This is a genomic window from Leeuwenhoekiella aequorea (genome assembly GCF_004104375.1).
In the GTDB taxonomy this organism is placed as follows: Bacteria; Bacteroidota; Bacteroidia; order Flavobacteriales; family Flavobacteriaceae; genus Leeuwenhoekiella; species Leeuwenhoekiella aequorea.
In genome coordinates this window covers 438,946-451,054 of record NZ_QOVM01000001.1, presented here as the reverse complement: position 1 = coordinate 451,054, position 12,109 = coordinate 438,946, and the positions used below count along the sequence as shown (strand labels likewise).

The 12,109-nt window shown below is 35.1% G+C and carries 8 protein-coding genes; 4 read left to right on the top strand and 4 right to left on the bottom strand.

Features of this window, described 5'->3' with window-relative positions; all coding sequences use genetic code 11:
• The first annotated feature begins 52 nt into the window (after positions 1 to 52).
• Positions 53 to 688, top strand: a complete 636-nt coding sequence (locus tag DSM00_RS01990; protein WP_128756344.1) for a hypothetical protein — start codon at positions 53 to 55, stop codon at positions 686 to 688.
• A gap of 109 nt (positions 689 to 797) precedes the next feature.
• On the opposite strand, the gene tsf is transcribed toward DSM00_RS01990, so the two are convergent.
• The 4 genes from tsf to rplM all read right to left on the bottom strand — a co-directional run bounded on the left by tsf (position 798) and on the right by rplM (position 3,703).
• Positions 798 to 1,763 carry a translation elongation factor Ts gene (tsf, locus tag DSM00_RS01985; RefSeq protein ID WP_128756343.1) on the bottom strand — a complete coding sequence of 322 codons (966 nt, stop codon included), beginning with the start codon at positions 1,761 to 1,763 and terminating at the stop codon, positions 798 to 800.
• A 97-nt stretch (positions 1,764 to 1,860) separates the two neighbouring features.
• The gene (gene rpsB, locus DSM00_RS01980) at positions 1,861 to 2,658 is read right to left on the bottom strand and encodes a 30S ribosomal protein S2 (protein ID WP_128756342.1); all 798 of its coding nucleotides are present in this window, start codon (positions 2,656 to 2,658) and stop codon (positions 1,861 to 1,863) included.
• A 202-nt stretch (positions 2,659 to 2,860) separates the two neighbouring features.
• Positions 2,861 to 3,247 carry a 30S ribosomal protein S9 gene (gene rpsI / locus DSM00_RS01975; RefSeq protein WP_128756341.1) on the bottom strand — a complete coding sequence of 129 codons (387 nt, stop codon included), beginning with the start codon at positions 3,245 to 3,247 and terminating at the stop codon, positions 2,861 to 2,863.
• A complete protein-coding gene (gene rplM / locus DSM00_RS01970) occupies positions 3,248 to 3,703 on the bottom strand; it encodes a 50S ribosomal protein L13 (RefSeq protein ID WP_128756340.1) in 456 nt (151 codons plus the stop codon).
• 616 nt (positions 3,704 to 4,319) lie between these two features.
• Between rplM and DSM00_RS01965 the strand changes: the two genes are divergently transcribed.
• From DSM00_RS01965 to DSM00_RS01955, 3 genes are all read left to right on the top strand, one after another.
• Entirely contained in the window at positions 4,320 to 7,481 is a 3,162-nt protein-coding gene (locus DSM00_RS01965; protein ID WP_128756339.1) for a SusC/RagA family TonB-linked outer membrane protein, read from the top strand.
• Positions 7,482 to 7,490: 9 nt separating this feature from the next.
• Positions 7,491 to 8,975: a RagB/SusD family nutrient uptake outer membrane protein gene (locus DSM00_RS01960; protein WP_128756338.1), complete on the top strand. Its 1,485-nt coding sequence runs from the start codon at positions 7,491 to 7,493 to the stop codon at positions 8,973 to 8,975.
• A 338-nt stretch (positions 8,976 to 9,313) separates the two neighbouring features.
• Entirely contained in the window at positions 9,314 to 11,944 is a 2,631-nt protein-coding gene (locus DSM00_RS01955; RefSeq protein WP_128756337.1) for a DUF5916 domain-containing protein, read from the top strand.
• Positions 11,945 to 12,109: the final 165 nt, after the last annotated feature.

The following is a 12,109-nucleotide window of genomic DNA, read 5'->3' as shown; positions in this document are numbered from 1 at the left end:
AGCGTTATAATAAAAGAATAAAAAGGAACCGAGTGTGATTAAATCAATTTTAATGTCATTAGTAGTCATTTGCATTTGTCAGCAAATACACTGTCAAAATATTTTAGAAGGAATTTACAGTAGTTTAGCACCTAATCAGGAAGCATATAACTATTTTAAATTTTCTAAAAATGGAACATTTGAATACCACTCGGGTGCGAGTTTGGGAGATGATCTATATGGTAAAGGCCATTATCTAATAAAAAATGATTCTCTGATATTAGACTATGATTTAACTGAACTCCAAGGAAATACTTTCCACAAATACAAGACCTATAATAATACTTTACATTCAATCGAGGTGAAAATAACTGTTTTGGATCAAAAAGAGAGAAAACTCTCAAATGTCTCAGTATTTGATCCCGAAGGGAATTACGGGACTTTAACTAATGAGGAAGGAAATGCTGTTTTAAATTTTGAAAAGGATAAAGGATATCAAACAATTACAGTTTCGAATGTATGTTCCGGAAACTATTCATTAAATATCAACACACAGCTTAATTATGAAATTACTATTTATTTACCAGAAGCGCCTATTATTCCTACAGCAATAAAATATGAGATCATTAAATATCAAATTTTAGAACAAGATAACAATCAACTTAAATTAAAAGATGGTGATCAAACAATCAATTTTTTAAAATTATAAAAATGCATCAATATTCAGGTGATTGACAAGGTTTAGGTTTTAATCATACGTTATTAGAATTAAAAAAGGCTGCCAGTTGGCAGCCTTTTTAAAACTTATTATTTTAATATTAAGCTAAGCTTACACGTTTAAAACCTACAACTTCAGCATCACCTTTACTAGCTACATATTTAGCTACGTTAATGCTTTCGTCCATAATAAATACTTGATCAAGTAAAGCTTTCTCATTATCCATAGTCGTGTTATCGGCTACGTAACGGTCAATTTTACCTGGCAAAATACGATCCCAGATTTGCTCTGGTTTTCCTTCTGCTTTTAATTCTTCTTTGATATCTGCTTCTGCCTTAGCCATAACTTCTGGAGTTAACTGAGACATTGAGATATATTGAGGAACGTTTTTAAGTGTTTTACCTAAACGACCTAACTCTTCATTTTCTTTTTCAATAGCAGCAATACGCGCTTCAGTTTCTGATGCCACGAAATCTGCATCAAAATCTTTGTAAGATAATGTAGTTGCTCCCATAGAAGCTACTTGCATAGAAACACTTTTAGCAACTTCTTCTGCGCTGTCTGTAGCTTTAGAAAGACCAGTTAATGCACCAATTTTGTTTCCGTGTACATAAGCACCTACAAATGGAGCTTCTAACACTTCAAAACCACCTATTTCTAATTTCTCACCAATAACACCTGTCTGCTCGATTAATTTTTCAGCAACAGTCATACCCTGAAAATCAGCAGCTAAAAATTCTTCTTTGCTGTTATAATTTAAGGCAACGTCACCTAATTCATTAGCCATCTCTACATACGTATCGTTTTTAGCAACGAAATCTGTCTCGCAGTTTAATGAGAAAACAACACCTCTGTTATTTGCATCATTAATCTTTGCTACAACAACTCCTTCACTAGAGTCACGATCTGCACGTTTTTCTGCAATTTTTTGTCCTTTTTTACGAAGAACAGAAATCGCTTTGTCAAAATCACCTTCTGCCTCAACTAATGCATTTTTACAATCCATCATACCGGCACCGGTAGCTTTTCTAAGTTTATTTACGTCTGCGGCTGTTATTTTTGCCATTTTATTTAGAATTTATGAGTTAAAACAAAAAGTCGTTTAGCTTAGTGCAAAATTGCAATATACTAAACGACTTCAGCTATTATCAAATTGTTAAATACTATTCTTCTTCGTCGCTAGCTGCAGCTTTAGCTTTTGCCTTTGCTGGCTTAGCTCCTTCTGCTTTTTTAGCTTTTGGCTTGTCTTCTTTATCTTTCTCTTTTCCTGCTTTACGCTCAGAAAGACCTTCAACAATTGCATCAGCAACGTTAGCTATGATTTTCTCGATAGATTTAGAAGCATCATCATTAGATGGGATAGCGAAATCAACCTGACGTGGGTCAGAGTTAGTATCAACCATCGCAAAGATTGGAATGTTTAATTTTTGAGCTTCTTTAATCGCAATGTGTTCACGCTTAATGTCAACTACAAATAAAGCACCTGGTAAACGCGTCATATCTTCGATAGAACCTAAGTTCTTCTCTAATTTGTCACGCATACGGTTCATTTGTAATTGCTCTTTTTTAGACAAGCTATCAAAACGACCGTCTTGTTTCATACGATCTACAGTTTGCATTTTCTTAACCGCCTTACGTATAGTTACGAAGTTAGTTAACATACCACCTGGCCATCTTTCTGTAATGAAAGGCATTTTAGCGCGACCTGCGTGATCAGCAACAATTTCTTTTGCTTGTTTTTTGGTAGCTACAAAAAGTATTTTTCTACCTGAAGCTGCGATTTTAGCTAAAGCTTCTGAAGCTTCGCTAAGTTTAGCAGCAGTTTTGTATAGGTTAATGATGTGAATACCATTACGCTCCATATAGATATATGGTGCCATGTTAGGATCCCATCTTCTGGTAAGGTGACCAAAATGTACACCTGCATCCAGTAAATCCTTTACATTTTCTGTTTTTGCCATTTTTAAATTTAGTTTACGTTCCCGTTTTAGTAGCAATAAGTAAGTGGTTCCTGCCTGTGGCACGTCGCCTCACCTATTTAGATGCTAAACCAATTTTTCCGCTTTCGCGAAAACAAGGACTATTTAATTAAAAATTAATTTCTTTTTGATTTCAATTGAAAAATATTCAAAAGCGAACATCCATATTGAAATACAATAGTTGTTAACGTTTTGAGAATTGGAATTTCTTACGCGCTTTCTTCTGACCGAATTTCTTACGCTCTACCATTCTTGGATCTCTTGTCAACAAACCTTCAGGCTTAAGGATAAGTCTGTTCTCTGCATCTAATTCGCACATAGCTCTAGAAAGAGCAAGACGTACAGCTTCAGCTTGACCAGTAATACCACCTCCGTAAACATTTACTTTAACGTCAAAGTTATTTTCATTCTCAGTCATTACTAATGGCTGATTAACTTTGTACTGTAAAGTACCTGTAGTGAAGTAGGTCTTTAAATCACGCTTATTGATGGTGATGTTACCAGAACCCGGAGCTAAATAAACACGAGCAACAGCCGTTTTTCTACGACCAATTTTGTGAATTACTTCCATTTACTTAAGTTCGTTAATGTTGATTACTTTAGGCTTCTGTGCTTCCTGCCCGTGATCTGCACCGGCATAAACCTTTAAATTGCGATAAATCGCGCTACCTAATTTGTTTTTAGGCAACATACCTTTTACTGCATTTTCGACAAGACGCGCAGGGTCTTTACCGTACAATTCTTTTGCAGTTAGGCTTCTTTGACCACCAGGATAACCCGTATGACGGATGTAAGATTTAGTATCCCACTTCTTTCCTGTTAAGTTGATTTGAGAGGCATTGATAACAATAACATTGTCTCCGCAATCAACGTGTGGTGTGTAGTTAGGCTTGTACTTTCCGCGCAAAAATTTTGCAACGATAGTAGACATGCGACCCAACGTTTGTCCTTCAGCATCAATAACAACCCACTCTTTGTTAACGGTGTTCTTGTTGGCAGATACTGTTTTGTAACTTAATGTGTCCACACTGTTTTATTTAATTATTAAACATTCCATTTCCTGCTATCTCGTTCACACGGGAAAACAGGGGTGCAAATGTACAATTATAATTGAATATGACAAACCAAGTATTACTATAATTTATTTGCGCTTTAATAGCTGTTTATCAATATACTACTTCATCTTAAACTAAAATATTCAGTTGTCATCGTTAGTTCTATAAGATTTACAGCAAAAAAGTCGGAAAATCTTAAAGGCCTCGCGCATAAAAATTTAACAATACTTAGACATTCTAGTCCCACAATTAAATAAATAGATTGTTCTGAGGAATAATGCTTCATTTAATAATTATAAAATCAAATATTCAATTCATATTATCTCGATCTAAATATAAAATTGACAATTAAAAGAATTTCACACTCCGTTAAAAGCGTGTTAAGCGGCGTTATTCTTGAGACACACTCTGTTAAAAAATTATTTTAAAATCGTTAATATTTAATTTTTATTGAATTAAATCTAAAAAATGAATCATTTAATACACTCGAAATACATTTAATAAAATAATGAGTTTAACTTAAAATTTTCAAAAAACTTAATAATCATTTAATATAAATTTCACCTCTATAACCAAAACATAAATTAAATGGTGAAAAGACTATTATTTAGTTTGCTATTAAGTCTGATAGCGTTGAGCTCCTATGCTCAAGAAAAAACCGTAACCGGTACCGTCATAGGACCTGATGGTATTCCCTTACCGGGAGTTAATGTAATTATTAAGGGCACCGCAAACCGAGGTACACAAACAGATTTTGATGGGGTGTATTCATTGAGCGCAAAACCCGAAGAAACATTAGTTTTTTCATTTGTAGGTTTTATTAACCAAGAAAAGAAAGTGGGCACTCTATCTAAAGTAGATATTGTTCTTGCTGAAAGTACAGAATCTCTTGATGAGGTAATTGTAGTCGCCTACGGTACAACAACACGCGGTGAAGTTACAGGTTCTGTAAGTACTGTTGCTGGGGATGCAATTGAAAACAGACCCTTAACAAACGTAATTTCTGCTCTAGAAGGAACTGCTTCTGGCGTTCAAATTGCTACAAGCAGCGGGCAACCAGGCTCTGCACCTAGCATTCGTATTCGCGGATTTGGTTCTGTAAACTCTAGTCAAGAGCCATTATATGTGGTAGACGGGGTAATTTATTCAGGAAGTTTTGCAAGTTTAAACTCTAATGATATTGAAAGCTTTACCGTTTTAAAAGATGCTGCATCCACTGCTATTTATGGCTCTCAGGGAGCTAACGGTGTTGTTGTAATAACTACAAAAAAAGGTAAAAAAGGCAAAGATCAAATAAGCCTTGAAGTTAGTCAAGGTATGGCAACAAGATCTATTCCAGAATATGACCGTGTAAATGCGTCACAGTATTACGAATTGATGTGGGAGGCCTACAGAAACAGCTTAGCGTTTAGAAATTCTAATCCTCTATCTACTGCAGATGCTAATATTAAAGCTTCTCAGGATATCGCAGGTCTTTTAGGCTATAATCCATTCAATGTAAGCAATGATCAGATCGTTTTGAATGATGGATCTATCAACCCAAATGCCTCATTAAAATATCCAGATGATTTAAGTTGGCAAGATGCTTTAGAACGCACTGGAATCATACAAAACTTAAATTTCTCTTATCAGGGAGGGACTGAGAAAACAGATTATTTTGCTTCATTAAGTTATTTAGATCAATCTGCAAATGTTATCAATTCAGATTTTGAGCGTATTACAGGTAGAATTAATTTAAACTCAAAACTTAAAGATTGGTTTAAAACAGGATTTAATATTACCGGTGCAACTTCAGCTTCAAATCAGGCTGTTGATGGTGCTACAAGTAGTTCTTCTTTTGTTAACCCTTTTAGATTTTCTAGATTTATTGGACCTATCTATCCTGTCTATTTACACGATGCTACAACTGGAGAGTACATTTTGGATGATGCTGGAAATCGTATTTATGACACAGGTGATTATACAGAGATTAGACCTGCTGGCGCTTCACCTGGTAGACATGCAATACAAGAAAACCTATTAAATATTGATAAAGATGATCGTTTTGCAATTAACGCTAGAACTTACGCAGAATTTTATTTTCTGAACGATTTCACATTTACATTTAATGCTGGTATAGACAAGAACTTTTATGAAAACGAAAGCTATGACAACAAGATTGTAGGTGATGGTGCTCCTGATGGTCGCGCAAGTAGAACTACGCAAACCACTACAGTTATTACTTATAATCAACTTTTAAACTGGAATAAATCTTTTGGTAATCATAACATTACTGCCTTATTAGGACATGAAAGTCTTGATTACGATCTTAAGTATTTATATGGATTTAGACAAAATCAAGTAGTTGATGGTAATACTGAATTAATCAATTTCGCTACAACTGTTGATTTAGAATCTTTCAGTAGAGAATATGGAAAAGAAGGTTATTTTTCTAGATTAAATTATAACTACGACAACCGTTATTTTGTAGCAGGTTCTTACCGAAGAGATGGATCATCTCGATTTGCTGATGATGCAAGATGGGGTAACTTCTACTCCTATAGCGGAGCTTGGAGAATGGATCAAGAAAATTTCTTAAAAGGTCAAGATTGGATTAATTTCTTGAAGCTTAGAGCTTCTTACGGTCAAGTAGGTAATGATTCTAACTTAAGCAACGCATCTTTAAGTTTTTATGCTAGCCAGTCTCTTTTAGGACTAGGTAACAATAACGCCGGAGAGCCAGGAATTTTAATTAGTGCTCCAGGAAACGAATTTCTTGAATGGGAGACTCAAAAACAAACCGACTTAGGTTTAGATTTTGGCTTTATTGACAACCGCATTAGTGGATCTTTTGCATATTATAAAAAAGTTACAGACGGACTTATTTTTGATGTACCACTTTCTGTGTCTTCAGGATTAGATAGCTACCCTGCTAACATTGGTAATATGTTTAACAGAGGTTTAGAACTAGATTTAAATCTTGCCCTTGTACGTAATGAAAATTTCAATTGGAATTTAAACATTAATGCTTCTACAATTCACAATGAATTCACCGAACTTCCACAGGAAGAAATCATAAACGGAACTAAAAAGTACGTAGTAGGTGGTTCAATTTTTGATTACTGGTTACGTGAATATTACGGAGTAGACCCTGCTGATGGTTCTGCATTATATGTTTTTGATCCAGAATTAGGAACAGCTACAGATGCAGACGTAAGAACTGTAAATGGTGATCTTGTTACTACAAATCAAAATAAAGCACTTTATAACTCTACTGCAACGGCTCTTCCAGATTTGTTCGGAAGCTTCACCAGTACATGGAATTATAAAGGTATTGAGTTAAGAGCATTATTTACTTACAGTATAGGTGGAGATACATATGATACTAACCTTGCTGGTCTTCTTCACTCTGGAAGCTACGGTTCTGCTCTTAGTACACGCATACTTGACAGATGGCAACAACCGGGAGATATCACAGATATCCCTAGATTAGATACAGATCAACGTACTGCTTTTGAAGCAGCTTCTGATAGATACTTAGTAAGTTCTACATTCCTAGGTTTACGTCAAGTTTCACTTTCTTATCAATTACCTTCAGAACTTATAGATCGTATTGGTTTAACTAATGCTAAAATTTATTTGAACGGAGAAAACCTTCATTTCTGGACTTCTGTTGATGGTCTTGACGTAGGTCAAAACTTTAACGGAACTACTCAAAACCGTTTTGCTCCTTCAAGAACTATAAGTTTAGGATTTAACTTATCTCTATAATTTACTACTATGAAAAACTTATATAAATATTCACTTGCGCTACTAGCTATGCTATCTATTAGTAGCTGTAGCGAAGATTTCCTAGACAGATTTCCTACAGAGGATGTACCTTCTGAAACTGCTACTACGACCACAGACAACTTATTTTTAGTTGTAAATGGTATTCACAGATCACTGTACCTTCGTTATAATTCACAAGGTGAGGGCGGTATAGGCTCTATGATGATTCAGGCAGATGTTTTAGGCGAAGATGCAGTAATGACTTCTGCTGGTAATGGCTGGTTTAATAACACGTACAAATGGGTAGATCATACAAATGCTTCTGATGCAGACGATTTATTTCCGTACAGAGTATTATACCGAATTATCAGAAATGCAAACGTAATCATTAATGGCGCTGAAGATGCTACAGGTCCTACGATAGATAGAGATGCAGCTTTAGGTCAAGCATTAGTTTACAGAGCCTATTGTCATTTTCAACTCGTGCAGCTTTATGGTAAACGTTATCAGTCAGGTTCGGTTAATAGCCAGCCAGGCGTACCTATACGTTTATTTGCAAGTAATGAGCCTCTAGCAAGAGCTACTGTAGAGGAAGTTTATGCTCAGGTAAATGCAGATTTAGATCAAGCGACTCTTCTTTTAGATGGTTATGAAAGACCTAATAAATCTCACTTTGATAAGAGTGTAGCTATAGGTCTTAAAGCTAGAGTTGCCTTGGTTCAGCAAAACTATCCTTTAGCTGCTTCATTAGCTAATCAAGCTAGACAGGGATATTCTTTAATGACAAATGATGAATATTTTAATTCATTTAACACATACACAAATAGAGAGTGGATGTGGGGAAGCTTTGTTCAGGAAGATCAGACTATATTCTTTGCAAATTTTGGAGCTTATGTATCGCGTAACTTTAGTTCTACAAATATTAGAACAAATCCTAAAGCGATAAACTCTAAACTATACAATCAAATTGCAAGTACAGATATACGAGCTCAACTATTTGATCCAACGGGGGCGCATAACAATTTGCCTGCAGGAGTTACACTTGCATCAAATTTTGTACGTAAACCATACACAAGTCAGAAATTTATAGCCGCAGGTACTGGAGATAGTAGAATGGATGTACCGTATATGAGAGCTGCAGAAATGTATTTGATTGAAGCAGAAGCATTATCATATACAAATGAAGCCGCTGCTAAACAGGTACTGTTTACACTTGCTCAAAATCGCAATCCTAACTATACTTTATCTACAAATACAGGAGCAGCTCTTAAAAATGAAATATACATTCAGCGTCGTATAGAACTTTGGGGTGAAGGTTTCAGATTTTATGACTTAAAGCGTTTAAACCAGCCTTTAGATCGTACAGGTGCAAATCACGACCCTGCCTTAGTAGGTCAGTTATTTGAGGTGCCTGCAGGAGATAACAGATGGCAATGGCAGATACCACAAGATGAGATAAACTCAAACCCACTGGTAGAACAAAACCCATCATAATTACAAACCCCCGTTAAATGAGTTTAACGGGGGTTTTTTAAATTGTAAATACTTACTCACAGGAACAGATTTCAAACATTTCAATTTATAATGATTTTATCATGAATATAGATAACTACGCAGATAGTCTTGTTATATAATACACTGCATATAAAATATGTGGGTAAACATTATATCCTATTAATCCTTTATAGAAAAAAAATTTCAAATAGCAATTTGTTAATTTTTCTCGATTCTTCAAATATTAGCGCTTAACCTAACATCAAATTGAATAAAAATTAAAATATTTGTTCGATTATCTGACAATTTATCATTTTTTAAGATTCAATTATTCCTAGATGCGCTGTTTAATACCCCTCATTTGTTTATTCTTAATAATCACTACTACTAAAGGTATAGCTCAAAGTTCAAAAAAAGAGATTCCTAAGCGTTCTTACACAACTAAGAGAATTGAAAATGCCAATCCTCCTGAAATCGATGGATATATAAATGAGCCTATTTGGGATCTAGTTCCTTATACAACTAATTATACCCAACTTCAGCCAGATATAGGTGCTCCTCCTACCGAACAAACCAAAATGAAAATCATTTACGATGCAAGTTATATTTATGTGGCATTTGTTTGTCTTGATCAGGATCCTGATGGTATTGAAAAGCGACTTTCCCGGCGAGATGGTTTTGCTGGTGATTGGGTAGAAATAAGTTTTGACAGTTACAATGATGACCGCACCGCATTTTCCTTTACGCTTACCGCTGCAGGAGTAAAAGCTGATGAGTTTATATCTAACAACACCCGATTTGATGAAACCTGGAATCCAATATGGTATACTAAAACAAGAATTGATGATTTTGGCTGGACAGCAGAAATCAAAATACCATTAAGTCAATTACGATTTAATAATGATAAGGATCAAGTATGGGGCTTGCAATCAAAACGCTTTTACTTTAGAAACAGAGAGCGTTCTCTTTGGCAAGAAATTGTACCGAATGCACCGGGGTATGTGAGTGAATTTGGTGAATTAAGAGGCCTAAATGATCTCACCCCTCAAAAACAATTAGAAATACAACCCTATGTAGTTACCCAACTAGACACTTATGAATCTCAGGCTGGCAATCCTTACCGGGATGGAAGCGATGCTCGGTTAAATGCAGGTCTTGATGCAAAAATAGGAATCACTAATGATCTTACTCTAGATCTTACATTAAATCCCGACTTTGGGCAGGTAGAAGCAGATCCAGCAGCTATTGCATTAGACGGGTTTCAGATATTTTTTAAAGAACAGCGTCCGTTTTTTGTAGCAAACAGTAATATTTTTGATTACGATCTGGATGATCAAACTTCTGATAATCTTTTTTATTCCAGACGTATTGGCCGCAGCCCGCAGCGTTCTGTTAGAGATCCCGAAGTTGTTTATACAGATTCACCACAAAATTCAACCATTTTAGGAGCAGCAAAATTTAGCGGAAAGACTAAAAATGGCTGGACATTAGGGCTTTTAGAAAGTCTTACCGATAAGGAGTTTGCAAATATTCTTAGAACAGATAATACAGAGCAGGAAGTGCTGGTAGAACCTCTCACTAATTACATAATAGGTAGAGCTCAAAAAGATTTTAATGATCGCAATTCGTATATAGGAGTTATTGCAACAGCTACTAATCGAAAACTAGAACCTCAACTTGAATTTCTTCATCGTGATGCTTTTACTGGAGGTATAGATTTTAAACATAATTGGAATGCTCGTAAGTATTATATTGAAGGAAATACAATCATTAGTAATGTACAAGGAAACGAAGAAGCTATAACCCGCACTCAACGATCCCTTACACATCTTTTTGATCGCGCAGATGCAACTCACTTATCAATCGATACAACAAGAACCTCTCTTACCGGTACTGGTGGAAATCTGGAAATAGGTAAAGCTTCGGGCGGAAACTTTACAGGAAGTTTAGGAACATCTTGGAAATCACCAGAACTTGAACTAAATGATGTAGGGTTTCTTAGACAGGCAGATTTAATTACGCAATACGCTAATCTTCAATACACACTTTTGAATCCTACACAAACTTTCAGAAATATTAACGTAGAGCTTGAGCAACAGAGTGTCTTTGATTTTGAAGGCAATTATAATCGCATACAGTATAATCTAGAATCTTTTCTTCGGTTTAATAATACGTGGGAAGCTAGTTTCGGTATAAATCACAAACCTAGAATAATTAGTAATACCGAATTAAGAGGTGGACCACGTCTGCGTTTTAATCAAGAAAATGTTCATTTCCTATTCATTAACTCAGATACCAGAAAGAAAATCACCTATGGGGCAGGCTACGTATTTTCACAAGCAACCCAAAATAATTTTTCATATTTCAGACTAGAGGCAGGTCTAGAATATCAGCCTCTTGACGCATTGAGTCTTTCCTTTTTTCCAGAATACGAATTAAGTCCTAACAAAACCCAGTATGTAAGCACCACAAACTACAATGGCACAAAGAGATACATTTTAGGTAATATAGATCAAAAAACCCTAAGTGCCACACTACGCCTCAACTATAGCGTTAATCCCAATTTAAGCATACAATACTACGCACAACCTTTTGTTTCAAAAGGAGAATACACAAATTTTAATCGCATTAATAATTCGACAGCAAAAGATTTAAATAATCGCATAACTTTATTTGCTCCTAATCAAATTTCTGAAACTGAAACTGGTTATGAAATTGATGAGAATGTTGATGGTACAACAGATTATAGATTTAGTAATCCCGATTTTTCTGTTGTACAATTAAGAACAAATCTTGTTGTACGCTGGGAATATGTTCCCGGTTCAGAATTGTTTTTTGTCTGGTCACAAGGCGCAAATGGTAATAACGATCCAGACAATACGCTTTTTAATGCGCTAGATAATCAGGTTATTCAGAAACAATTGAATAATACATTTCTTATTAAGGCAACCTACAGATTTCTTTTATAAAGAGTTTTTATAAGTGTTCACTGAAAGATTTATCACCAGAACAAAAGCCAGTTGCTGTTTCTACTGAACGTCATTCAATTTAAATCTATATAAATACCTGAAAGTTAGATAAAATACTTAATTATACTGGTATAAAACTACTCATTAGGTTATTTTAGCACTACC

Bases quoted from the DNA above. Each gene is read 5' to 3' on its own strand.
- rpsB (WP_128756342.1), bottom strand. From the start codon at position 2,658: ATGGCAAAAACAGAAAATGTAAAGGATTTACTGGATGCAGGTGTACAT.
- DSM00_RS01960 (WP_128756338.1), top strand. From the start codon at position 7,491: ATGAAAAACTTATATAAATATTCACTTGCGCTACTAGCTATGCTATCT.
- rpsI (WP_128756341.1), bottom strand. From the start codon at position 3,247: ATGGAAGTAATTCACAAAATTGGTCGTAGAAAAACGGCTGTTGCTCGT.
- DSM00_RS01990 (WP_128756344.1), top strand. From the start codon at position 53: ATGTCATTAGTAGTCATTTGCATTTGTCAGCAAATACACTGTCAAAAT.
- DSM00_RS01955 (WP_128756337.1), top strand. From the start codon at position 9,314: ATGCGCTGTTTAATACCCCTCATTTGTTTATTCTTAATAATCACTACT.
- tsf (WP_128756343.1), bottom strand. From the start codon at position 1,763: ATGGCAAAAATAACAGCCGCAGACGTAAATAAACTTAGAAAAGCTACC.
- DSM00_RS01965 (WP_128756339.1), top strand. From the start codon at position 4,320: ATGGTGAAAAGACTATTATTTAGTTTGCTATTAAGTCTGATAGCGTTG.